The organism is Geodermatophilus obscurus DSM 43160, assembly GCF_000025345.1.
GTDB lineage: Bacteria > Actinomycetota > Actinomycetes > Mycobacteriales > Geodermatophilaceae > Geodermatophilus > Geodermatophilus obscurus.
Window position 1 is genome coordinate 2233982 of the sequence record NC_013757.1, and the last position, 22255, is coordinate 2256236.

Annotated in this window: 25 protein-coding genes and 1 riboswitch; of the genes, 11 read left to right on the plus strand and 14 right to left on the minus strand. The window is 74.8% G+C overall.

Translation table 11 applies throughout. The features are described 5' to 3' along the window. Positions 1–158: 158 nt before the first annotated feature. The 4 genes from GOBS_RS10510 (at position 159) to GOBS_RS10525 (ending at position 5733) form a co-directional block, all read left to right on the plus strand. Positions 159–1490 (plus strand): MFS transporter, encoded by a 1332-nt coding sequence (locus GOBS_RS10510; protein WP_012948267.1) that lies wholly within the window; start codon positions 159–161, stop codon positions 1488–1490. Positions 1491–1787: 297 nt separating this feature from the next. Then, the gene (locus GOBS_RS10515; protein WP_012948268.1) at positions 1788–2441 is read left to right on the plus strand and encodes a DivIVA domain-containing protein; all 654 of its coding nucleotides are present in this window, start codon (positions 1788–1790) and stop codon (positions 2439–2441) included. Positions 2442–2487: 46 nt separating this feature from the next. After that, entirely contained in the window at positions 2488–4038 is a 1551-nt protein-coding gene (locus tag GOBS_RS10520; RefSeq protein ID WP_041242135.1) for a gluconokinase, read from the plus strand. 120 nt (positions 4039–4158) lie between these two features. Continuing rightward, the gene (locus tag GOBS_RS10525) at positions 4159–5733 is read left to right on the plus strand and encodes an FMN-binding glutamate synthase family protein (RefSeq protein WP_012948270.1); all 1575 of its coding nucleotides are present in this window, start codon (positions 4159–4161) and stop codon (positions 5731–5733) included. A 283-nt stretch (positions 5734–6016) separates the two neighbouring features. On the opposite strand, the gene GOBS_RS10530 is transcribed toward GOBS_RS10525, so the two are convergent. Then, complete coding sequence (locus GOBS_RS10530) at positions 6017–6637, minus strand: FMN reductase (protein ID WP_012948271.1); 621 nt, start codon at positions 6635–6637, stop codon at positions 6017–6019. Next, positions 6634–7731: an LLM class flavin-dependent oxidoreductase gene (locus GOBS_RS10535; protein ID WP_012948272.1), complete on the minus strand. Its 1098-nt coding sequence runs from the start codon at positions 7729–7731 to the stop codon at positions 6634–6636. Before GOBS_RS10535 ends, GOBS_RS10530 begins: the two co-directional genes overlap by 4 nt. Positions 7732–7946: 215 nt before the next feature. Beyond that, positions 7947–8107: riboswitch (cyclic di-AMP (ydaO/yuaA leader) on the plus strand. Between the two features lie 216 nt (positions 8108–8323). On the opposite strand from GOBS_RS10535, the gene GOBS_RS25390 reads away from it, so the two are divergent. Further along, the gene (locus GOBS_RS25390; protein ID WP_012948273.1) at positions 8324–9172 is read left to right on the plus strand and encodes an aggregation-promoting factor C-terminal-like domain-containing protein; all 849 of its coding nucleotides are present in this window, start codon (positions 8324–8326) and stop codon (positions 9170–9172) included. Positions 9173–9381: 209 nt separating this feature from the next. Here the strand turns inward: GOBS_RS25390 and GOBS_RS27335 are convergent, their stop codons facing one another. The 7 genes from GOBS_RS27335 to GOBS_RS10575 form a co-directional block, all read right to left on the minus strand. After that, positions 9382–9654 (minus strand): FmdB family zinc ribbon protein, encoded by a 273-nt coding sequence (locus GOBS_RS27335; protein WP_012948274.1) that lies wholly within the window; start codon positions 9652–9654, stop codon positions 9382–9384. A gap of 62 nt (positions 9655–9716) precedes the next feature. Continuing rightward, positions 9717–10979 (minus strand): formamidase, encoded by a 1263-nt coding sequence (gene fmdA, locus GOBS_RS10550; protein ID WP_012948275.1) that lies wholly within the window; start codon positions 10977–10979, stop codon positions 9717–9719. A 208-nt stretch (positions 10980–11187) separates the two neighbouring features. Beyond that, positions 11188–12441 carry a formamidase gene (gene fmdA, locus GOBS_RS10555; RefSeq protein ID WP_012948276.1) on the minus strand — a complete coding sequence of 418 codons (1254 nt, stop codon included), beginning with the start codon at positions 12439–12441 and terminating at the stop codon, positions 11188–11190. Positions 12442–12500: 59 nt separating this feature from the next. Further along, positions 12501–13259, minus strand: coding sequence for an AmiS/UreI family transporter (locus tag GOBS_RS10560; RefSeq protein ID WP_012948277.1), 759 nt, complete (start codon positions 13257–13259; stop codon positions 12501–12503). A 72-nt stretch (positions 13260–13331) separates the two neighbouring features. Then, on the minus strand, positions 13332–13622 hold the full coding sequence (locus tag GOBS_RS10565; protein WP_012948278.1) for an FmdB family zinc ribbon protein: 291 nt from the start codon (positions 13620–13622) through the stop codon (positions 13332–13334). Positions 13623–13894: 272 nt separating this feature from the next. Further along, on the minus strand, positions 13895–14266 hold the full coding sequence (locus tag GOBS_RS10570; RefSeq protein WP_012948279.1) for an ester cyclase: 372 nt from the start codon (positions 14264–14266) through the stop codon (positions 13895–13897). Between the two features lie 12 nt (positions 14267–14278). Beyond that, positions 14279–14620, minus strand: coding sequence for a YnfA family protein (locus GOBS_RS10575; RefSeq protein WP_012948280.1), 342 nt, complete (start codon positions 14618–14620; stop codon positions 14279–14281). A gap of 60 nt (positions 14621–14680) precedes the next feature. Between GOBS_RS10575 and GOBS_RS10580 the strand changes: the two genes are divergently transcribed. Both GOBS_RS10580 and GOBS_RS10585 read left to right on the plus strand, forming a co-directional pair. After that, positions 14681–15325 carry a class I SAM-dependent methyltransferase gene (locus GOBS_RS10580; RefSeq protein WP_012948281.1) on the plus strand — a complete coding sequence of 215 codons (645 nt, stop codon included), beginning with the start codon at positions 14681–14683 and terminating at the stop codon, positions 15323–15325. 2 nt (positions 15326–15327) lie between these two features. Then, positions 15328–16050: a DUF72 domain-containing protein gene (locus tag GOBS_RS10585; RefSeq protein ID WP_012948282.1), complete on the plus strand. Its 723-nt coding sequence runs from the start codon at positions 15328–15330 to the stop codon at positions 16048–16050. A 1-nt stretch (position 16051) separates the two neighbouring features. Here the strand turns inward: GOBS_RS10585 and GOBS_RS10590 are convergent, their stop codons facing one another. Beyond that, positions 16052–16951, minus strand: coding sequence for a DMT family transporter (locus GOBS_RS10590; RefSeq protein ID WP_012948283.1), 900 nt, complete (start codon positions 16949–16951; stop codon positions 16052–16054). 4 nt (positions 16952–16955) lie between these two features. Then, on the minus strand, positions 16956–17354 hold the full coding sequence (locus tag GOBS_RS10595; protein ID WP_012948284.1) for a DUF2784 domain-containing protein: 399 nt from the start codon (positions 17352–17354) through the stop codon (positions 16956–16958). 59 nt (positions 17355–17413) lie between these two features. Here GOBS_RS10595 and GOBS_RS10600 point away from each other — a divergent pair, with 59 nt between their 5' ends. Further along, positions 17414–17809: a hypothetical protein gene (locus GOBS_RS10600; RefSeq protein ID WP_012948285.1), complete on the plus strand. Its 396-nt coding sequence runs from the start codon at positions 17414–17416 to the stop codon at positions 17807–17809. 1 nt (position 17810) lies between these two features. Here the strand turns inward: GOBS_RS10600 and GOBS_RS10605 are convergent, their stop codons facing one another. Beyond that, positions 17811–18194: a VOC family protein gene (locus tag GOBS_RS10605; protein WP_012948286.1), complete on the minus strand. Its 384-nt coding sequence runs from the start codon at positions 18192–18194 to the stop codon at positions 17811–17813. A 47-nt stretch (positions 18195–18241) separates the two neighbouring features. Between GOBS_RS10605 and GOBS_RS10610 the strand changes: the two genes are divergently transcribed. From GOBS_RS10610 to GOBS_RS10620, 3 genes are all read left to right on the plus strand, one after another. Beyond that, the gene (locus GOBS_RS10610) at positions 18242–18451 is read left to right on the plus strand and encodes a DUF4177 domain-containing protein (protein ID WP_012948287.1); all 210 of its coding nucleotides are present in this window, start codon (positions 18242–18244) and stop codon (positions 18449–18451) included. A 22-nt stretch (positions 18452–18473) separates the two neighbouring features. Then, positions 18474–19364, plus strand: a complete 891-nt coding sequence (locus GOBS_RS10615; protein WP_012948288.1) for a pentapeptide repeat-containing protein — start codon at positions 18474–18476, stop codon at positions 19362–19364. 73 nt (positions 19365–19437) lie between these two features. Then, positions 19438–19989, plus strand: coding sequence for a DUF4334 domain-containing protein (locus GOBS_RS10620; protein WP_012948289.1), 552 nt, complete (start codon positions 19438–19440; stop codon positions 19987–19989). 175 nt (positions 19990–20164) lie between these two features. Here GOBS_RS10620 and GOBS_RS10625 read toward each other — a convergent pair whose 3' ends face one another. Together GOBS_RS10625 and pntB are read right to left on the minus strand one after the other, a co-directional pair. After that, on the minus strand, positions 20165–20617 hold the full coding sequence (locus GOBS_RS10625) for a hypothetical protein (protein ID WP_012948290.1): 453 nt from the start codon (positions 20615–20617) through the stop codon (positions 20165–20167). Between the two features lie 231 nt (positions 20618–20848). After that, entirely contained in the window at positions 20849–22255 is a 1407-nt protein-coding gene (gene pntB / locus GOBS_RS10630) for a Re/Si-specific NAD(P)(+) transhydrogenase subunit beta (protein WP_012948291.1), read from the minus strand.

The following is a 22255-nucleotide window of genomic DNA, read 5'->3' on the forward strand; positions in this document are numbered from 1 at the left end:
CCGTCCTCCTCACAGCTCCCAGGCTCGCGCCGAGCCGCTGGTCGAGGCCTGCGCGGGGCGCGTCCGCAGTGTGTCCCGGCGGGGCACACGGGGGGTGGTGATCGAACTCACCGGGGCGAGCGGGAAGGGACGGCGGCGCTCGCGGCGTCGTCCTTGAGGTGACGACCGCGACCGACGCCCGCCCGACCGCCCGTGCCTACGCCGTGTGGCTGGTCGCGCTCGCCGCGTACACCGTCGCCGTCTTCCACCGCGCCTCCCTCGGCGTCGCCGGGGTGGAGGCGCAGGAGCGGTTCTCCGCCGGCGCCTCGGCGATCTCGCTGTTCCTGGTGCTGCAGCTGGTGGTGTACGCCGCCATGCAGGTGCCGGTGGGTGTGGCGCTGGACCGCTTCGGCTCCCGGCGGCTGATCCTGGCCGGCGCGCTCACCATGGCCGCGGGACAGGCGACGCTGGCGCTGGCGGGGGACGTGCCGACGGCCATCGCCGCGCGGGTGCTCGTCGGCGCCGGCGACGCGATGACCTTCGTCAGCGTGCTGCGCGTGGTCGGCTTCTGGTTCCCCGGCCGGACGGTGCCGCTGATCACCCAGCTCACCGGCATCCTGGGCCAGTTCGGGCAGATCGCCGCTGCCTACCCGCTGGTCGCGCTGCTGCACGCGACGTCCTGGGAGTCGACCTTCCTCGGCGGGGCCGCGGTCAGCGTGCTCGTCGCCGTCCTGGTGCTCGTCGCGCTGCGGGACGTGCCCCCCGGCACCGTGCTGGCCCCACCGGCCGGGCTCGCGGAGGTCCGGCGCAGCCTGGCGCTGACCTGGCAGGAACCGGGCACCCGCATCGGCCTGTACACCCACCTGGTCACCCAGTTCTCCGGCACCGTCTTCGCGCTGCTGTGGGGCTATCCCTTCCTGGTCCTCGGCCAGGGCCTGAGCCCGGCCACGGCGGCGGGCCTGCTGACCCTGCTGGTGGTGGTCGGCATCGGCGTCGGCCCGCTGTTCGGCCGGCTGTGCGGCCGCTGGCCGCTGCGCCGCTCGTCGCTGGTGTTCGCCATCCTCGTCGCCACCGCGGTCACCTGGACCGTCGTGCTGCTGTGGCCCGGGCGCGCGCCGCTGCCGCTGCTGGTGCTGCTGGTCGTCGTCCTGGGCACCAACGGCCCCGGCTCGATGATCGGCTTCGACTTCGCCCGCACCTGGAACCCCGCCGAGCGGCAGGGCAGCGCGAGCGGCGTGGTCAACGTCGGCGGCTTCGTCGCCTCGCTGCTCACCGTGCTGGCCGTGGGCGCGGTGCTCGACCTGCTGACCCCGGGCGGCTCGACCGGCTACTCGCTGGACGCCTTCCGCGCCGCGTTCGCCACCCAGTACCTGTTCTGGGCGATCGGGTTCGTCGGCGTGCTGCGCCACCGCCGGGAGCTGCGGGCGCGGCTGGCCCGTGACGGCGTCGTCCTGGCGCCGCTCGGCGCCGCCGTGGGCGCCCGGCTGCGCGGGGGCTCGGCCTACCACTGACGAAGGACCCCCTGCTCCCCGCCCCTCGCAGGAGGACCCCGTCCTCCTCACCGTGGGAGGACCCGTCCTCCCCACCTTTCGCTAGCCCAGGACGGGGCCCGGGACGGGGCCTCGCGGCGAGCCTCTGGACGGGGCCGACGGGACCCTGCCGGGGGGCCGACCACACCCTGTGGTGGACCCGGCACGCAGGCGGCGGACGACGCCGTCTCGCTCGCGGCCGGTGAGCGCGGGACCCCTCCCGGCGGCCGCGGTCTGGCACCGTCCCGTTCCTGGGGAACGGGGAAGCAGGGAGGCGCGGTGTTCCGACGCAACGAGGCCCCGGCCGGCAGCGGCTCCGGGACGGCCGGGGCGGCGGCCCCGCGCGCGGAGGGGAGCCGGCCCCGTGGCAGCGGGGACCTCGACACCCTGCTCGAGCCCCGGCCGGCGTTCCGCGCCGCGCTGCGCGGCTACGACCGGCTGCAGGTGGACGACTACGTCGCCTGGGCCGAGACCGAGCTGCTCGCCGTCCGGCGGGCCAACGACGACCTGATGTCCCGCTACGGCGCCTGCGCCGCAGAGCTGGAGATCTCCCGCCGGCTGCTGGCCTGCTCACCGGCGGGGCGCGAGCAGGTGCGGACCTCCGAGCGGGTCGGGGAGATCCTGCGGCTGGCGGCCGACGAGGCCGCGCGGCTGACCGAGGCCGGCGCCGCCGACGCCGACCGGCTGCGCGGTGAGGCGCGCGCGGAGGCCGACGCGCTGCTGCGGCGGGCCCGCGAGGTCAAGGACGGCGCCGTCGCCGAGTGCGCCCGCATGCGAGCGGAGGCCGAGCAGGCCCGGGCGGCGGCGGAGGAGGAGCTGGCGCGGGCGCACGCCGAGGTGCGCCGACTGACCCGGGAGCTGGACGCGGTGCTGCAGACCCTGGCCGGCCAGCCGACCGGTGAGGAGCCCGCGCCCGCACCGTTGCCGACCTGACACGATGGCGCCGGGCCCGGCCCAGGGGCCCGAGCGGGAGGTGCGCGTGGACGTCGTCGTCGGGCTGGACTCCGGGACGACGGCGACGAAGGCGGTCACCGCGGGGGTCGACGCCCGCGTGCGCGACCTCGTCAGCATCGGCTACCCGCTGCGGGTGCCCGGCCCCGGCCGCGCCGAACTCGACGCCGGCCGCCTGCAGCAGGCCGCGGTCGAGGCGCTCACCGCGGTCGCCGCGCGTGCCCGAGAGCGCGGCGACCGCGTCGTCGGGATCAGCCTCAGCGCCGCCATGCACGGCCTGGTGCCGATGGACGCCGACGGCGAACCGCTGGGCCCGGTGGTCACCTGGGCCGACGCCCGGGCCGCCGGATGGGCGCAGGCCCTGGTCGCCGACGGGCGCGCCCCCGCGCTGCACGCCCGGACCGGCACGCCGGTGCACGCGATGTCACCGCTGGTCAAGCTCTCCTGGGAGCGGGCGCAGGACGCCGACCGGGTGGCCGGGACGCCACGCTGGGGCGGGGTCAAGGAGCTGGTGCTCGCGGCGCTGTGCGGCGGCGCGCAGGTGGTCGACCGCTCGTGCGCCTCGGCCACCGGCCTCTACGACGTCCGGGCCGGCCGGTGGGACGAGGAGGCGCTGGCCATCGCCGGCGTGCGGGCCGGCCAGCTCGGCGAGGTGCTGCCGACGACCGCGGTGCTGCCGGGCCTGCGCGCCGACGTCGCCGCCGCGACCGGGCTGCCGGCGGACACCCCGGTGGTCGTCGGGGCCGCCGACGGGGTGCTGGCCAACCTCGGCGTCGGCGCGGTGCGCCCGGAGGTCGCCGCGGTCTCCCTGGGCACCAGCGGTGCGATGCGGGTCGTCGTCCCCACGCCCACGGTGGACCCCGGGCGCCGGCTGTTCTGCTACGCGCTCACCGACGACGCCTGGGTGGTCGGGGGATCGGTGAACAACGGCGGCTCGGTGGTGCGCTGGGCCAGCCACGCGCTGGCCGTCGAGCCCGGCTCGCCCGAGCCGCACGGCGAGGCGGCCGACGAGCTCGACGCCCGGCTGCTCGAGGAGGCCGCGCAGGTGCCCGCGGGCAGCGCCGGGCTGCTGTGCCTGCCCTACCTGCTCGGCGAGCGGGCGCCGTGGTGGCGCTCGGGGCTGCGCGGGGCCTACATCGGCCTGCGCCGCGAGCACCGGCGGCCGCACCTGGTCCGCGCCGCGGTGGAGGGTGTCTGCCAGCAGCTGGCGCTGGTCCGCGACGCGTTCGCCGCCACCGACCTGCCGGTGCGCGAGGTGCGCGCCACCGGGGGAGCGGTCGCCTCGTCGCTGTGGGTGCGAACGCTGGCCGCCGCCCTCGACCTGCCGGTGCGGGTCGCCGACTCACCGGAGGGCACCGGGCTTGGCGCCTGCCTGCTCGGGCTGCACGCCCTGGGCGCGCTGCCGGACCTGGACGCCGCGACCGAGCTGGTGGCCGTGCACGACCCGGTGGAGCCCGACCCGGCCGACGCCGCGGTCTACCGGGGGCTGCGGCCGCTGGTGGAGCGCTCCACGGACGCGCTGACCGACGTCCTCACCGTGCTGGACGCGCTCGACGACACCCCGCCCGCCCCCGTCTGACCCCGGGCTGCTCCGCGAGCCGGCCGGCGGACCGCGGGGTGCGTGGACCGTCCCGAGCCGGCCGAGGACGGGGCGTCGGCGGACCACCCGGAACCGGGTCCGCAGTGGCATCGTGGCGCGATGGGACGCACCCTCCGTCTCGCCGGTGCCGGCCTCGCCGGTCTCGCCGCGGTCGCCGCCCGCGACATGCTGCAGCGCGAGCACACCCTGTTGCGCAACTTCCCGGTGATCGGCCACGCGCGCTACCTGCTGGAGTCGATCGGTCCCGAGCTGCGCCAGTACCTCGTGGCGGGCAACAACGAGGAGCGCCCGTTCACCCGCGACCAGCGGCGCTGGGTGTACGCGTCGGCGAAGCACGACAACAACTACTTCGGCTTCGGCACCGACAACGACCTGGAGTTCACCGCCGGCTACCCGGTCATCAACCACCGCACGTTCGGCCGGGCCGTGCCGCCCACCTCCGTCCACGCGGGGCACGACGTCGCGCTGCCGAGCGCCAAGGTGCTCGGCGGGCCGCGCGGGCGGGCGCGGGCGTTCCGGCCGGCCTCGGTCGTCAACGTCTCGGCGATGAGCTTCGGGTCGCTGTCCGGCGCGGCGGTCGAGGCGCTCAACCGCGGTGCGGCGCTGGCCGGCTGCCTGCAGAACACCGGCGAGGGCGGGCTCTCGGTGCACCACCGGCACGGCGGGGAGCTGGTCTTCCAGCTCGGCACCGCCTACTTCGGCTGCCGGGACGAGCACGGCCGCTTCGACCTGCAGCGGCTCAAGGACCTCGTGGCCTCCGCGCCGGTCCGGGCCCTGGAGGTCAAGCTCAGCCAGGGCGCGAAGCCCAGCCTGGGCGGCGTCCTGCCGGGTGCCAAGGTGTCGGCCGAGATCGCGGCCGCGCGCGGCGTGCCGGAGGGCGTGGACTGCATCAGCCCGTCACGGCACGCGGAGTTCTCGGACACCGACAGCCTGCTGGACTGGGTGGAGCTGCTCGCCGCCGAGACCGGGCTGCCGGTGGGCATCAAGTCCGCCGTCGGGGACATGACCTTCTGGCACGAGCTCACCGAGCTGATGGCGACCACCGGCCGCGGCGTGGACTTCGTGACGGTCGACGGCGGCGAGGGCGGCACCGGCGCGGCGCCGCTGATCTTCACCGACTCGGTGTCCCTGCCGTTCCAGCTCGGCTTCGCCCGCGTCCACTCCGCGTTCGCCCGCGCGGGGCTGCACGAGCAGGTCACCTTCGTCGGCGCCGGCAAGCTCGGCCTGCCCGACAACGCCATCGTGGCGTTCGCCCTCGGCTGCGACATGGTGAACATCGGCCGCGAGGCGATGCTGGCGATCGGCTGCATCCAGGCGCAGAAGTGCCACACCGACACCTGCCCGACCGGCGTCGCCACGCAGAACCCCTGGCTGGCGCACGGCCTGGACCCGCAGCTGAAGTCGGTCCGCGCGGCGAACTACATCGGGACGCTGCGCCGCGACCTGGTCAAGGTCGCCGAGGCCTGCGGCGTCGAGCACCCGGGGCTCATCGAATCCTCCTCCGTCGAGATCCTCACCGGGCGCACGGCCTCCACGCCGCTGGGCGAGGTCTACGGGTACGAGCCGGGGTGGGGGCTGCCCTCGGCCGCCGACCGCGAGGAGATCGTCCGGATCATGACGGCCGAGGCCCCGCAGGGCGGGTCCGCCGTCCCCTCGGAGGACGCCGTCCGCTGACGTCCTCCCCGCGATCACGGAGTCCCGGGTGCGGCGCGCGGTCGCATGCCGGCGTGTCGTCCCCAGAAGTCCATGATCGCGGCACGGGTGCCCGCCGAGGGCGCGTCGAGCTCGTGGTGCTGCCCGTGGCCGCCTCTGCCCGGCGTCACGGCCACATCCACCAACCGGTGGACGTGGCGGCCCCCGCGCTGACGTGCGACGTCCCTCGACGAACACGGCGCCGGGACGACCTGTCGGGCTCGGCAGGTGGTCCCGGCGCCGTGATCGCGGGGAGTGCGGGGGCTCAGTGCCCGCGGAGCAGCTCCTCGAAGGAGGCGACGTCGGCGAACGGGTCGACCGGCCGCTTGGCGGAGGGCCGACCGGCGACCAGGTCGGCCAGCTCGCCGGCCGCGCGGTCGATCCGGCGGCCCAGCTCGGCGTCCACCCCACCGGCACCGGCCCAGTCCTCCGACGCCGCGAACACGCCGGTCGGTGCCGGGATCGCACGCAGGTAGGCGAACAGCGGCCGCATCGCGTGCTCGATGACCAGCGAGTGCCGGGCGGTGCCGGCGGTGGCGCCGAGCAGCACCGGCGTCCCGGTCAGGGAGTCCTTGTCCAGGACGTCGAAGAACGTCTTGAACAGCCCGCTGTAGGAGGCCGAGAACACCGGCGTCACCGCGATCAGCCCGTCGGCGCCGACCACCGTGTCGATCGCCGCGCGCAACGACTCGTTGGCGAACCCGGTGACCAGGTCGTCGGCCAGGTCGCGGGCGAGCATGCGCAGCTCGACGACCTCGACCGTCGCGTCGTCGCCCCGCTCGCGCAGGGCGGCGACGGTCGCGGTGGTGAGCCGGTCGGCCAGCAGCCGGGTCGACGACGGGGTCGACAGCCCGGCGCTCACGACGGCGAGGGTGCGGGTGGTCATGCAGGGACCTCCTCGAGGGATGACTGCCGGGCCGCCACGCGCGAGGCGTGGGTCGGCGCGTCGGGCACGTGTGCCGGCTTGAGGGCGGCGAACTCGCGGCGCAGCACCGGCACGACCTCCTCGCCGAGGAGGTCCAGCTGCTCCAGGACCGTCTTCAGCGGCAGGCCGGCGTGGTCGATGAGGAACAGCTGCCGCTGGTAGTCACCGACGTACTCGCGGAAGCCGAGGGTCCGCTCGATGACCTGCTGCGGGGAGCCGACGGTCAGCGGGGTCTCGTGGGAGAAGTCCTCCAGCGAGGGGCCGTGGCCGTAGACCGGCGCGTTGTCGAAGTACGGCCGGAACTCCCGGACGGCGTCCTGGCTGTTCTTCCGCATGAACACCTGCCCGCCCAGGCCGACGATCGCCTGGTCGGCGGCGCCGTGGCCGTGGTGCTCGTACCGGCGCCGGTAGAACTCGACCATCCGGGCGGTGTGCTCGGCCGGCCAGAAGATGTGGTTGTGGAAGAAGCCGTCGCCGTAGTAGGCGGCCTGCTCGGCGATCTGCGGGGAGCGGATCGAGCCGTGCCACACGAACGGCGGGACGCCATCGAGCGGCCGCGGGGTCGAGGTGAAGCCCTGCAGCGGCGTGCGGAACTGCCCCTGCCAGTCGACGACCTCCTCGTCCCACAGCCGGCGCAGCAGCGCGTAGTTCTCCACCGCCAGCGGCAGGCCGTTGCGGATGTCCTGCCCGAACCACGGATAGACCGGGCCGGTGTTGCCGCGGCCCATCATCAGGTCGACCCGGCCGCCGGCCAGGTGCTGCAGCATCGCGTAGTCCTCGGCGATCTTCACCGGGTCGTTGGTGGTGATCAGCGTGGTCGCCGTCGACAGCTGCAGCGTGGACGTCTGCGCGGCGATGTAGGCCAGCGTGGTCGTGGGCGAGGACGAGAAGAACGGCGGGTTGTGGTGCTCGCCCAGGGCGAAGACGTCGAGCCCGACCTCCTCGGCCTTCTTCGCGATGGTGACGATCGCCTGGATCCGCTCGGCCTCGCTGGGGGTGCGGCCGTTGGTGGGATCGGTCGTGATGTCGCTGACCGAGAAGACGCCGAACTGCATGTCGGTCTCCGTTGGTTGAGAGTGCAACTACCGGTCGGTGCAACGTATCCGGTCGGCGGGTATTCCCCTCGCCCGGCTCCCTCGGAGGGAGGGCGGGCGCCGCACTGCGACGTCACTCACGCTTCGGATGTGGTCCCCGGGATTGTCACGGGACGGTAACGCCGCTTACGGTGGCTGACGTCCGGTCGGTCGTCTCGTCCCCGCTCGGGGAGCCTGACCGAACGCCGCCGAGTCGTGTCCGCCACCTGCGGGCGCGAGCCGGGGACCCACCGCAGTACTGGGGTGAATCCCACCCGCGAGTCCCACTCGCGGGCCGGTAGGGCTGCTTCCCGCCCGAACCCGTCAGCTAACTCGGTAGGCGGCTCACGGAAGAACGGAGCACTCCGCATGCCCCGCCCCCGGGCCCTCGTGGCTCGCCGGTCTGCCCGGCCACGCGCACTCCGCGCCTTCCCCCCGGCCTGCTGCCCCGGCACCTGACCGCGCCCGCCGGCCCCCTGATCCGCCGGCGTCCCCGTAGACCGCGCCGCACCGGGCTGTCCTCTGCCATGAGGACCCTCCCGCGCGCCCTCCCGCCACGGAGCACCCCCACCTGATGGACACCAAGCAGTTCCCGGCCGTCCCGGCCACCGACGCCCCCGCCGATCGGACGGCCCGCCGTCGCCTGCAGCTGCCCGCCCGCGGCCGGCGCCCCGCGATCCTGCTGGCCACCGCCGCCGCCGGCGCGATCGTGGTCAGCACCGTCGTCGGCGGCCAGCCCGCTGCCGAGGCCGAGACCGAGACCGAGACGGTCACCGCCTCCATGAGCGTCGCGGAGCAGCTGGGCATCAGCACCGACGTCGCGCAGCAGCCGCTCGCCGCCCCGGCCGCCCCCGAGCTGGCCCCGCTGCAGGACCTCGCTGCCTCCCGCAGCGAGCGCCAGGTCGCCGAGGCCCAGGCCGCGCAGGTCCAGGCCGCCGCGCAGCAGGCCGAGCTGGACCGCCAGGCCGCCGAGAAGGCCGCCGCCGAGCAGGCCGCCCGGGAAGCCGCCGAGCGCGCGGCCGCCGAGAAGGCCGCTGCCGAGGCCGCCGCCCGTGAGGCCGCACAGAAGAAGGCCGCCGCCCCGGCTGCAGCCCCGGCGCCCGCCGCCAGCAGCTCGTCGTCGTCCGCCGCGCCGCGGGGCTCCTTCAAGGACTACGCGATGAGCAAGGTCGGCAGCGCCGAGCAGTTCGGCTGCCTGGAGAAGCTGTGGGGCAAGGAGAGCGGCTGGAACCCCAACGCGCAGAACCCCACCAGCACCGCCTACGGCATCCCGCAGTTCCTGAACTCGACCTGGGCCAGCACCGGCATCGCGAAGACGTCGGACGGCTACCGGCAGATCGACGCGGGCCTGATCTACATCGAGAACCGCTACGGCAGCCCGTGCGGCGCCTGGTCGCACTCGCAGGCCAAGGGCTGGTACTGAGCGGACCCCCGTCCTCCCCACCCTTCGTGAGAGGACCCCGTCCTCCTCACCGTGGAAGGACCCCGTCCTCCTCACCGCTCGCAGGCTCGCGGCGAGCCTTTGGACGGGGCCTCGCGGCGAGCCCCTGGACGGGGCCGGGGGGCCGTGCAGGAGGGCCGCTGGCCGCACCGAGGGCCGTCCCCGCACCGCGGGGCGGCCCTCGGTCGTCCTCAGTGGTGATGGCCGCTGCGTCGGGGGAACCTGCGCCCGGACGGGGGGCCGGTGACCACCGGTTCACCGCTGCGCGCCCGCTCGACGCGCGCGCGGTCGGCCTTGCCGGCGTCGCGCAGTGCCCCTGTCCAGGGCCTGCCGCCCGAGACGGTGTAGACCCGCCGGGCCGGTTGGTGGCAGGAGGGACAGACGGCGGCGTCGGCGACGTCACGCATGTCGCGTCGCAGGTCGAACGGGCCGCACTGTGGACAGCGGAACTCGTAGAGGGGCACGGGCGTCTCCTGCCGGTGGTGGAGGTCCGGGGCGGCGGGCGGCCGCCCCGGACCGGGAACGGTCAGTCGGCGACCAGTTCGCGGCCGCCGCCGGCTCCCTCCGGCAGGAGGCTCCGGTCGAAGATCGACAACGGGATGCTGAGCGAGACCGCGCTGTTGGGGATGTCCACCACGCCGCCGATCCGACCGTCGATGGGCGCGGCCCCGAGGAACAGGTACGCCTGCTCGAACGTCCAGTCCATCGCCGGCATCAGGTAGTTGATGGCGTTGAGGCACGCCCGGCGGTAGGCGACCGTGGCGTTCATGTAGTAGTTCCGGCCGTCCTCCACGCTGATGCCCTCGAAGGTCAGGAACTCCGAGTAGTTGGGGCCGACGCGGCCGGGCTTGAAGAACGGCATGTCGGTCTTGTACCGCTCCATCCCGCCCTTGATGACGTCGAAGTGCAGGTCGATGAAGCCGGGCATCTCGATGGCGCCGCAGAAGGTGATCTCCCCGTCGCCCTGCGCGAAGTGGAGGTCCCCGATGGAGAACAGCCCGCCGGGGACGAAGACCGGCATGTAGACCCGGCTGCCGACTCCCAGGTCCTTGATGTCGACGTTGCCGCCGTGCTCCCGCGGCGGGATGGTCCGGCAGGCGACCGCGGCGGCCTCGTCGAACGCCGAGCCGCTGAGCGTGCCGAGCAGGGCGTCCTTGGGCAGTGGTGGCAGAGCCAGCGCCGGTACCTGCGGGGTGCCCTGCACGTCACCCTGGAGTGCGGGGATGTCGCCGGTGACCCGGTCGGGGTTCAGGTCGATGAGGGCCTGTTCGCGGCGGTTCCACTCGGCGAGCAGGTCGGGGGAGGGAGCGCAGCCGAACAGGCCGGGGTGGGAGTTGCCGATGAAGCGCACACCCGGGACGTGCCGGCTGGTGGTCCAGATGCCGTCGAGGTCCCAGATGGCCTTCGACGCCCCCGGGGAGTAGTCGGTGAGGAAGCCGCCGCCGTTCTCCTTGGCGAAGATGCCGGTGTAGCCCCACGGCTGCTCCTCGAACGGCCCGATGCCGACGATGTCGACCACCAGCAGGTCGCCGGGCTCGAGCCCCTCGATCGCGAACGGGCCGCTGAGCACGTGGCAGGGGTCGAGGTTCATGGTGCGGATGTCTTCGGCGTCGTCGCTGTTGCGGACCTGGTCGTCGGTCCAGTCCTTGCACTCGATCCGGTAGGTGGCGCCCGGGCGGACGGTGTTGGCCGGTGGGATGTCGGGGTGCCAGCGGTTGTGGCCGGGTACCGCCTGGTGCGCCATCGGCACGCTCAGGTCGCGGTTGATCTCGAAGATGACCTCGGGCACGGGAACTCCTCGGATGCGGTGCGGTGCGGGAAGGGGAACGCGGCGACGGGTGCGTCGGCCGGTGGTGCGGGATGTGCGGAAGCGGTCGGACCGGCAACCGGAGGGGCCTGCGGGCCGGCTCCTGGCGGAACCGGGTGCGGTCCCGGGTCGCCGTGGGACCACCCGGTCCGGTGCCCGAGGACCGCCTGGTCCTCGGGCACCGCCGTCCTCAGAAGGCGGAGCGGGGAACGCCCATGCCCGGGTCGATCCGGGTCGGCCCCGACGCCGAGGGGGCGACGTCGAAGTCGAAGATCGCGGTCGGGATGTAGACGGTGGAGCAGGAGTTGGGGATGTCGACCACCCCGGAGAGCCGACCCTCGATCGGTGCGGCGCCCAGGATCATGTAGGCCTGCTCCGGCGTGTAGCCGAACGTGGTCAGGTAGTCGATGGCGTGCAGGCAGGCCCGCTGGTACGACAGGTGGGAGTCCAGGTAGCGCTGCTCGTCGTCCAGGGTCACCGAGGTGCCGGAGAAGGCCAGCCACCGCTCGTACCGTGGATCGACGTTGCCCGGCATGAAGATGGCGTTTTCGCCCACCCCGTAGGCGTCCATGCCGCCCTTGATGAGGTCGACGTGCAGGTCGATGAAGCCGCCCATCTCGATGGCGCCGCAGAAGGTGATCTCCCCGTCGCCCTGGGAGAAGTGCAGGTCGCCCATCGACAGTTTCGCGTCCGGCACGAAGACCGGGTAGAAGACCCGGGTCCCCCTCGTGAAGTTCTTGATGTCCTGGTTGCCGCCGTTCTCCCGCGGTGGGGCCGTGCGGGCGGCCTCCGCGGCGATCCGGTCGAACTCCTCGCCCTCCAGTCGGCCGAGGATCGCATCGTCGGGCAGCGGAGGGAGCGCCAGCGGCGGCACCCGGTCGGGATCGGTGGCGATCAGCGCACCCTCCCGCCGGTTCCACCGGGCCAGCAGGTCCGCCGAGGGCGCCGTCCCCATCAGGCCGGGGTGGGTGATGCCGGTGAAGGACACCCCGGGGATGTGCCGGGACGTCGCCCGCTGCCCGGAGAAGTCCCAGATCACCTTGTACGCGTCGGGGAACTGGTCGGTGAGGAAACCCCCGCCGTTGCGCGTGGCGAAGATGCCGGTGTAGCCCCAGCCCTGGCCGGCCAGGGGACCGGAGTCCTCCTGGGGGATGGGCCCGAGGTCGAGGATGTCGACGATCAGGAGGTCCCCCGGCTCCGCTCCCTCGACCGCGATGGGCCCGCTGAGCCGGTGCACCGTCGGCAGCGGTGCGTCGCGGACGTCGTCGGCCGAGTCGTCGTTGTGGATGGCCCCGTCGAACCACTCGCGGCAGTGCACCCGGAAGGTCTGCCCGGGGCGGACGCTGACCTCGGCCGGGATGTCGGGGTGCCACCTGTTGTGGCCCACGTACTTCTGCTCGGTGAACGGCTTCGTGGAGTCGAGCGGGAACACGACGTCCGGCATGGCTGACCTCCATGTGGGGTGGTCGGAGCGGCGACGAGCGGAGTCGAGGGGCGCCGGCATCACCGCCTGGGGTCCGTCGGGACGTCGGTCGTTCCTCGCGCGGTCTGCTCCTCGGTCGCGGCGACGTTGCCGTGCATCCGGGTGGGCGGCGTCGCGGTCCCGGGAGCGGCGACCTGCTGGGGTGACCCGCCCTCCCGCAGCTCCGGCGCGGGCGCCGTCGCCGGGGTCGCCCGCGGTTGCCGCAGCGGGCCGTAGAGGCCGAGCGACAGGACGCAGAGCACGGCGAGCACGATCGCCGCCGTCCTCGTGTTGGGTGCCCACACGCCGACGAGCAGCATGAACGCGGGGACGGCGCAGGTGATGACGCCGGCGATGACCGCGACGGCCCCGGTGAACCGCGTCAGCTCCTCCCGCTTCAGGCCCAGCACCAGGAAGAACAGCCCCCACAGCACCGCCCAGTACAGCCAGATGACCCCGAAGGCGGGGTCGCCGAGGCGGCCGAAGTTGAGGCCGGCGTACACGACGGCGCACGCCGCGACGAACGCGGAGAACCAGCCGAGCCCGGTGCCGTCCAGGCCGCCCAGGAGGTTGAACCCCACGTACAGGTACGTGAAGCCGAAGAGGTAGAGGCCGGAGGCGCCCAGGATCGTGTCCGGGTCCCCGCCCGACGTGAAGATCAGATAGGTCGGCGTGATCACCTGCAGCCCGCCGACGAAGAAGTTCAGCGGTGCGGCCGCTCGGGCGTCGACCCGCCCCAGCAGCATCATGCCGTTGACGACCAGGACCGCTCCGACGTACAGCAATCCGACGCTGCCCATGTCGCTCCCTCCCTGGTGGAGTCGATCAGGCGTCCTCCCGGTGTCCGGTGGCCCCCGCGCGAACGGGGGCCGTCAGGGACGCGGCAGTCGTCGCAGGGCCGGGTTCCGCGCCACTGCCGCCGCTCCCGCCCCGCCCGGCCGGGGTGGCGGAGCGGACACGACGTCCGGTTCGTCGCGCGTCCGTTCGGTGCGGTCGATGAGCGCCCGGCGGGCCGGGGAGCCGAGCGAGAGTCGCGGCGCGGTGAAGACCCGTGTGGCCTGCAGGTCGCACGCCGGGCACGGGACCGCCGCGGCGGCGGTGCCCATGGCGCGGGTGACCTCGGTCAGCCCGTGTTCGGTGCAGCGGTAGACGTAGACGGCCACCTCGGCACCTCCAGGCCGCTCCTGACCCCAGCACTCCCGGGGAGCCCGGGAGGACGGGGACCCTCCACCGGGTGCATCCGCTGGTCAAGCCCCTGCCGAGCCCCCTGTCACATCCCCCATCCGGCATGCGCGCTCCCCGGCGCGCCGTGACCCGGTGGGGAGACGGGCAGGCATCCCGTGTCGGGATGTCGGGAGGCAGCAGTCGACGTGGTCGGAGCCGCGAGGCGTCTCGTACCGAGGGCGGCCCCATTCCAGGGGGCGGCCCTCGGTCGTCAGGCGAGACCGAGCTGGCGGAGGCGCTCGGCGGTGTCCTCGAGACCCCACATCTCCACGATCCGGCCGCCGTCGACGCGGAAGAAGTAGACCTCGTCGACGTCGAAGCGGCGGCCGGTCGGCGGGTGGTCGAGCCACGTGCCGGTGTGCGTGCCCGAGCAGCGGAACCGCCCGGCGACCTGGTCGCCCTCCGCCACGAGGGCGACGACCTGCATGCGCACGTCGGAGAACGAGGCGCGGAACGGTGCGACCCACTGCCGGGCGGACGCCGCCAGGTCGGGGGGGAAGAGCTCGTCGGCCACGTCGAGGTCGCCCTCGCCGACCATCTCGGCCACCCAGCGACGGACGGCGTCCTTGCCGGCTCGGGACACGGTGCGCTCCGATCAGGTGCAGGGGGTCCGTGGGGCGTACATGATCACGGCGACGCCGAGCAGGCAGATCAGCGCCCCGAGGACGTCGAAGCGGTCCGGCCGGTAGCCGTCCAGCGCCATCCCCCAGGCCAGGCTCCCGGCGACGAAGACCCCGCCGTAGGCGGCCAGGATCCGGCCGAAGGCGGCGTCCGGCTGCAGGGTGGCGACGAAGCCGTAGGCGCCGAGGGCCGCCACCCCCAGGCCGATCCACAGCCAGCCGCGGTGCTCCCGCACGCCCTGCCACACGAACCAGGCGCCGCCGATCTCGAGCACGGCGGCGGCGAGGAACAGGGCGATCGAGCGGGCGACGAGCACGGGTGGATGCTCCCAGCCGGAGCGGTGCCGGGTGCGGGCGCGCGTGGTGGACTCGGGGGCGTGACCGTCCGCGCCGTCCCGTCCGCCTTCGTCCGCGCGCACACCCAGGTCCGGCGGCCCTCCTCGGTGCCGGAGGTCCGGCTGCACGTGGCCGACGACGTCGTCGCGCTGTGGGAGGCGATGGAGGCCGCGGAGGGCGGTGCGGGGGAGGCCCCGCCGTTCTGGGCCGCGGCCTGGCCCGGCGGGCAGGCGCTGGCGCGGTACGTGCTCGACACCCCGGAGGCGGTGGCCGGGCGGGCCGTCCTCGACCTGGGGTCCGGCAGCGGGCTGGTCGCGCTGGCCGCCCGCCTCGCCGGCGCCCGCTCGGTGCTGGCCAGCGACGTCGACCCGTTCAGCCGGACGGCGGTCGGCGTCAACGCCGGCCTCAACGGCGTCGGCGGGATCAGCGTCACCGGCGACGTCCTCGGCCGGGACCCGGCCGGCACCGACGTCGTCCTGGCCGGGGACGTCTGCTACGACCGGGAGATGACCGAGCGGGTGCTGCCCTTCCTCGACCGGGCCCGCGCACGCGGCTGCCAGGTCTACGTCGGCGACCCCGGCCGGCCGTACCTGCCGCACGACCGGCTCGAGCCGGTGGCCGCCTACGACATCCCGGAGACCGAGGGCCCGGGGCTGCGGCGGACGACGGTCTGGCGGCTGCCCTGAGCGTGCACGTCGGGACCTCGGGCTGGAGCTACGACCACTGGGACGGCGTCCTCTACCCGCCGGGCACGCCGCCGCGGGACCGGCTGGCGCACTACGTGCGGCGCTTCGGCACCGTCGAGCTCAACGCGAGCTTCTACCGCTGGCCGCGGACGGCGACCTTCGCCTCGTGGCGCCGGCGGCTGCCGCCGGGCTTCCAGCTCTCGGTCAAGGCCCCCCGCGGACTGACGCACGCCAAGCGGCTGTATGCGCCGGAGACGTGGGTCGGCCGGATCACCGAGTGCTGGCACGAGCTCGGTGACCGGCGCGCCGTCCTGCTGGTGCAGCTGCCGCCCACCCAGGCCCGGGACGACGCCCGCCTCGACTTCTTCCTCGGCCAGCTGCCCGACTGGATCCGGGTCGCGGTCGAGTTCCGCCACCCCAGCTGGCACGACGAGGCGGTGTACGCCCTGCTCGAGCGGCACCGCGCGGCGTACTGCGTGATGAGCGGCGCCGGGCTGCCGTGCGTGCTGCGGGCGACCGCGCCCTTCGTCTACGTGCGCCTGCACGGCCCGGACGACGCCCATCTCTACGCCGGCTCCTACCCCGACGCCGACCTGCGCTGGTGGGCCGACCGGATCGGCGAGTGGGCGCGCGACGGCCGCGACGTCTACGTCTACTTCAACAACGACGGGCACGGGCACGCCGTGCGGAACGCCGAGACGCTGCGGGGGCTCGTCCCGTGTTGAGTCACCGCTTCCGCGGCGGCGCCACCACCAGCGCGACACCGAGTGCGGTGACCCCGATCCCCACGAGCGACAGCCCGCCGACCCGCTCGCCGAAGAGCAGGTACGCCTCGACGGCGGTGGCCACCGGCACGAGGTAGTAGAGGCTGGAGACGCCCGCGGCCGTGCCCCGGCGCAGGAGCAGGAGCAGCAGCAGGACGGCGCCGATCGACAGGAACAGCACCAGCCAGACGAACGCGGCGACGAACTCACCGGTCCACCGGATCGACGTGTCCTCGGTCGCTCCCGCGATTCCCAGCAGCACGGCCGCGGCCGCCGCGTACTGCACCGCCGTCCCCCAGACCAGCGGGATGGAGTCGCCGTGCCGCTTCTGGTAGACGGTGCCCAGCGTCCCCGAGGCGAGCGCCACGACACACGCGACGAGTCCGGCCACCGGGAGCGGCTCGGCCGGGCCGGCGTCGGTGATGCCGGGGCCGACGACCATCGCGACGCCCCCGACGCCGAGCGCCAGCCCGAGCCACTGGCGCGCCGCGGGCCGCTCGCCGAGCACCCCCGCGGCGAGGACGGCGGTGAGCACCGGTTGCAGGCTGACGACCACCGCCGCCACTCCCGCGGGCACGCCCAGCGAGATGCCGTAGAAGACGCCGCCCAGGTATCCGCCGTGCAGCAGCAGCCCGGCGACCGCGGCGCGGCCGTACTGCGGGCGGGAGGGCATGCCGGCCGAGCGCAGCGCGACGGCGAGGACGCCGAGCAGGGCCGCGGCGACGCCCAGGCGCAGGCTGAGGAAGGTGAACGGCTCGGCGTAGGGCAGCCCGTACTTGGCGCCGACGAAACCGGTGCTCCACAGCAGGACGAACAGCGTCGGCCCACCCAGCGTCTGGACCCGCGAGATCGTCCCCGTCATCGGCTCAGTCTGACGATGCCGGGTGGATCACCGCCTCCGTCCTCACCCGGCCCCGGCCGGCCCGCACCGTCAGCAGCCCGTAGCCGACCACGTTGGGCACCAGCGCGACGGTGTAGATGCCGGCCTGGACGGCGGGACTGCCGACGTCCAGACCGAGCGGTGCGAACACGTGGTGACCGAGGAAGCCCCCGGTGTACGCCGCACCGCCGGCGCGCTCGCGCAGCGCCAGCTCCAGCTCGGTCAGCGGGCAGGGCGCCCCGGCCAGGTGCACCGCGAGGATCGCCGCGGCCACCGGCGCGTGCACCAGCAGGAACCGCGGCCGGCGCAGCGCGACCAGCGCGCCGGTCACCATGAGGACGACGGCGAGCGCGTGCACGACCGCGACGAGGTGTGCGACCACCACGTTCCCAGCCTGGCACGCCCGGGAGCGCGCCGGCCGCCCGCGGGCGCGAGGATGGGGGCATGAGCGAGCACGACGCCGGCGGGCGTGAGACCGGGTCCGGGAACCGGGTGAGCCGGTCGGTCGAGGAGTTCGTCGGCCAGCTGCGCGCCTTCACCGACCGCGCGCGCGGCGCGGTGCCCTTCTCGCTGCCGCGGCTGCCCTCACCGCCCGGCGCGCTGTCGGCGGCACAGCTGCGCGCCATCGACCGGGCGGTGCGCAGCCAGCGGCAGCAGATCGCGGCGATGACCGCCCAGCTGCAGGCCTTCGACGAGCAGCTGGCCGTCTTCGAGCGGATCCTCGACCCGCTGGTGGAGTGGAGCACGACCTGGGCGCGGCTGGAGGAGTCGGTCGCCGACCTGGTCCGCCGGCCCGGCGACCCCGACGACGGCACGGCGGGGACGACGCCGCGCCCCTGAGTTACCGCTGGTCGCGCCGCAGCGGGTGGTCGGTCGGCACCTCCACCAGCACGATGCGCACGCCCTCGGGGTCGGCGACCCACGCCTCGACCAGGCCCCACGGCTCGGTCCGCGGGTCGCGCAGCACCGTCGTCCCGGCGGCGCGCAGCCGCGCGACCTCGGCGGCGACGTCGCGCACCTGTACCCACAGCGCCAGGCCGCGCGCCGGCTCGTCGCCGGGCCCGGAGACCTCGAGCAGGCCGTTGCCGAGGAAGAACACCACCCCGGGGTGCTCGGGCGGCCCGAACTCGCGGTACACCGCGAGCCCCAGCACGTCGCGGTAGAAGGCCTGCGACCGCGCGGGGTCGACCGGCCGGAGGAGGACCCGGCTGCTCAGCACGTCCACGAGGGCATCATCGCGGCAGGACCGCACACCGACGCGAGGAGGACGCCGTGGCGCAGCGCTACGAGTACCGGGTGGTCGAGCTCCGCGAGGGCCTGATCGGCGGGAAGATGTCGGGTGACAAGCTGGAGAAGGTGCTCAACCAGCACGCCCGCGAGGGGTGGCAGCTCAAGGCGATCACCTCGGTCGAGGTGAAGGGCCGGATCGGCCCGGGCGGTGTCGAGGGCGTGCTGGTGACGCTGGAGCGCCCGACCGCCTGACCGATCCTGCGAGGGAGGGCCCGTGCCCGACGCCGCCGAGGCCCGCACCCGGCTGCGCGCGGACTGCACCCGCTGCGCCGGGCTGTGCTGCGTGGCTCCCGCGTTCGTCGCCTCGGCCGACTTCGCGATCGACAAGCCGGCCGGGCACGCCTGCCCGAACCTGCGGGACGACGACCGCTGCGGCATCCACGCCGAACTGCGCGAGCGCGGCTTCCCCGGCTGCACGGTCTTCGACTGCTTCGGCGCCGGGCAGCAGACCGTGCAGGTGACCTTCGCCGGCGCCTTGCCCTGGCGGGACTCCCCGGAGCAGGCGGCGGCGGTGTTCGCGGCCTTCGGCGTCCAGCGGCTGCTGCACGAGCTGCTGTGGTACCTGGCCGAGGCGCTGGCTCTCCCGGCGGCGGCGCCGCTGCACCGGGAGCTGGCCGCCATGCGCGGGCGCGTCGAGCGGCTCACCGCCGCGGACGCCGGGGAGCTCGCGGCCGCGGACGCCGGGGTCCTGCAGGCGGAGGCCGGCGCGCTGCTGCTGTCGGTCAGCGAGCTGGCGCGGGCCGGCGTCCGCAGGCGACCCCCCGCGGGAGCCCGCCGCGAGCCTGCGAGCGGGGGAGGGCGGGGGGTCCTCCAACGGCGCCGGGCCGACCAGCGCAATGCCGACCTCGCCGGCGCCGACCTGCGGCGCGTGGACCTCCGCGGGGCGAGCCTGCGCGGAGCGCTGCTGATCGGCGCGGACCTGCGCGGTGCCGACCTGCAGCTGACCGACCTGCTCGGCGCCGACCTGCGGGGCGCGGACGTGCGCGGCGCCGACCTCTCCGGCGCGCTGTTCCTCACCCGGCGCCAGGTGGCCGGCGCCCGCGGGGACGCCGCGACCTCGCTGCCCGCCGGGCTCGAGCACCCGCCGCACTGGGGCGCAGCGTGAGCGAGCTCGCGAGCGAACACATGGGCACAGCAGCGCCGCGAACGCGGCCGACGAGCGCCAGCGAGGAGGACCCGTGAGCGCCGAGGACGCCGTCTGCTGGGTCGAGCGGCACCGCGGCGGCGCCGCACCGGCCGACGTCCTCGCCTTCGCCGACCGGCTGCCCGGTGTGGCGGTCGAGGAGATGACCGGCCGCTGGCGGGGCGCCGAGCTGCCCACCGGCTCGCGGCTGGACGGGCTGCTGACCGCGCACCGCTGGTGGGGCAAGGAGGTCGTCGACCCCGACACCGTGCACCCGCTGCTCTTCCCGGACCGGGCGGGCCGGCCGCGGCCGATCGATCCGGCGCCGGCGCCGCTGGCCCTGCTGCGCCGCGCACCCGGCCTGGCCCGCAGCGCCCCGGCGCGGCTGGCGTTCCGCGCCGCCCGGCCGCTGCTGACCACCCGCCGTCCCACCGCCCGGCTGCGCCCGGTCGTGCACCGCGGCGTGCCCACCGCGGCGCTGGTCTACGACCGGCTGCCGGTGGTCGACGTCTTCCGTCGGGTCGGCCCGGACCTGCTGCTCGGGCTGATGGACATGCGCGGCCTGCCCGACCCGTTCGCCTTCCTGCTCCAGCGCGCTCGCGGCTGACGACCCCCTCCGGGCCCAGGGCCCGGACGCAGCGGTGTCCCGGGGCAGTACGTCGGTGAGTGCCGCGGCACCCACCGACGTACCGCTCCGAGGCCACGTGGTCCCGCGAGCAGCCCGCCGCCACCCACGCCGTCCTGCTGCGCGTCGTCGGCCCGGGAGGACCAGCTACGGACGGTCAGGCCAGGGGCGCGTCGTCCTCCGGGCGGCCCCTGGTCCCGGGCGCACGGCGGCGCAGGAGGCCGGCGACCGTGCCGACGCGGTCGGTGGCCTGGCGCAGCCCGTGCACCAGCGGGAGGAGGTCGTCGGCGACGGTGCGCAGCGTGTCGGGCAGGGTGTCGACGGCCGGGTCGTCGAGCACCCGGCCGACGCGCTCGAGCCCGGGCCGCAGCGCCCGCACCGGTTCCTCCAGCTCGTCGACCAGGCCCTCGAGCCGCTCGGCGGTCCGCTGCGCCGACGTGATGGTCTCGGTGGCCACCCGCGTGGCCGTGATCAGCTCCCGGACGGCGCTGTTGAGGTCGGCCAGCGTCCGCGGCAGCTGGGCCATCGCCTCGGTCTGCTTCTGCAGGACGTCGACCAGCTCGGACAGGCCGGGGATGCGGGGGAGGCCCAGGCCACGGAGGGGGTCCACGGCACAACCGTCCGCGAGCGGGGCCGTCGCCGCAACCCGCAGCCACTCGGCCGGGGCGGCCCCCGCGTCCTCCCCGGGGCGTCGGCGCCCCGCGGCGACGCCTCGCTGCGCTGCTCGGGGTGCAGGCCCTGGTGGGCGGGACCTGCTCCTGTCGTCGGGTTCGTCCGCGGGTTCGCCGCTGCTGCACTGACGGGTCACCGGGGCGGCGGCCCGCGGTCGCCGACCGTCCCGCTACAGCGACTTGAGGATGTCCTCGACCCGCTCGCGGGCGTCACCGAAGAGCATCCGGGTGTTCTCCCGGAAGAACAGCGGGTTCTGGACGCCGGCGTACCCGGTGCTCATCGACCGCTTGAAGACGACGACGTGCTCGGCCTCCCAGACCTGCAGCACCGGCATGCCGGCGATCGGGCTGCCCGGGTCCTCCAGGGCGGCCGGGTTGACCGTGTCGTTGGCGCCGATGACCAGCACCACGTCGGTCTTGGCGAGGTCGTCGTTGATCTCGTCCATCTCCAGGACGATGTCGTAGGGCACCTTGGCCTCGGCCAGCAGCACGTTCATGTGCCCGGGCAGCCGGCCGGCGACCGGGTGGATGCCGAAGCGGACGTCGACCCCGCGCTCGGTCAGCTGGCGGGTCAGCTCGGCGACCGGGTACTGGGCGTGTGCCACCGCCATCCCGTAGCCCGGCGTGATGACCACCGACTGGGCATCGCGCAGCAGTTCGGCGACCTCCTCGGCGGTGACCTCGGTGTGCTCGCCGTCCGCGGTGCCGGAGGCCGTGCTGCCCTCGTTGCCGAAGCCGCCGGCGATGACCGAGAGGAACGACCGGTTCATCGCCCGGCACATGATGTAGCTGAGGTAGGCACCCGAGGAGCCGACCAGCGCGCCGGTGATGATCAACAGGTCGTTGTCGAGCAGGAAGCCCGACGCCGCGGCCGCCCACCCCGAGTAGCTGTTGAGCATCGAGACGACGACCGGCATGTCACCGCCGCCGATCGAGGCGACCAGGTGCCAGCCCAGGGCGAGCGCCAGCACCGTGACGGCGGTCAGCAGGCCCAGGCCGGGGGAGACGACGAAGGCGACGGTCAGCGCGGCGAAGGCGACCAGCGCGCCCAGGTTGAGCCAGTTGCGCCCGGGCAGCATCAGCGGGTTGCTCCTGATCCGCGCCGAGAGCTTGAGGAACGCGACGATCGAGCCGGTGAGGGTGACCGCGCCGATGAACACGCCGATCACCACCTCGGCGGAGTGGATGCCCAGGAGGTCGGCCGGCACCTCGGTCTGCTCCCCGGCGTTCGCCTCGACCGACAGGTAGCCGTTCCACCCGACCAGGACGGCGGCCAGGCCGACGAAGCTGTGCAGCAGCGCGATCAGCTCGGGCATGCCGGTCATCTGCACCCGGCGGGCCCGCCACAGCCCGATGGCGGCACCGCCGGCCATGGCGACGACGATGAGCCCGACGGCGGCGGCCTCGATGCTGCGGGCCGCGAGCCCGACGGTGGCGGCCAGCGCGACCGCCATGCCGGCGATGCCGTACCCGTTACCGGCCCGCGCCGTCTCGTGCCGGGACAGGCCGGCCAGGCTGAGGACGAAGAGCAGGGCGGCGACGATGTAGGCCGCGGCGGCGGCGGAGACGGCGGTCAT

Excerpts from the sequence above, each read along its gene's own strand:
- pntB (WP_012948291.1), bottom strand. The coding sequence starts at position 22,255 with ATGACCGCCGTCTCCGCCGCCGCCGCGGCCTACATCGTCGCCGCCCTG.
- GOBS_RS10590 (WP_012948283.1), bottom strand. The coding sequence starts at position 16,951 with ATGACGGGGACGATCTCGCGGGTCCAGACGCTGGGTGGGCCGACGCTG.
- GOBS_RS25390 (WP_012948273.1), top strand. The coding sequence starts at position 8,324 with ATGGACACCAAGCAGTTCCCGGCCGTCCCGGCCACCGACGCCCCCGCC.
- GOBS_RS10535 (WP_012948272.1), bottom strand. The coding sequence starts at position 7,731 with ATGCAGTTCGGCGTCTTCTCGGTCAGCGACATCACGACCGATCCCACC.
- GOBS_RS10600 (WP_012948285.1), top strand. The coding sequence starts at position 17,414 with ATGAGCGAGCACGACGCCGGCGGGCGTGAGACCGGGTCCGGGAACCGG.
- GOBS_RS10525 (WP_012948270.1), top strand. The coding sequence starts at position 4,159 with ATGGGACGCACCCTCCGTCTCGCCGGTGCCGGCCTCGCCGGTCTCGCC.
- GOBS_RS10560 (WP_012948277.1), bottom strand. The coding sequence starts at position 13,259 with ATGGGCAGCGTCGGATTGCTGTACGTCGGAGCGGTCCTGGTCGTCAAC.
- fmdA (WP_012948276.1), bottom strand. The coding sequence starts at position 12,441 with ATGCCGGACGTCGTGTTCCCGCTCGACTCCACGAAGCCGTTCACCGAG.
- GOBS_RS10530 (WP_012948271.1), bottom strand. The coding sequence starts at position 6,637 with ATGACCACCCGCACCCTCGCCGTCGTGAGCGCCGGGCTGTCGACCCCG.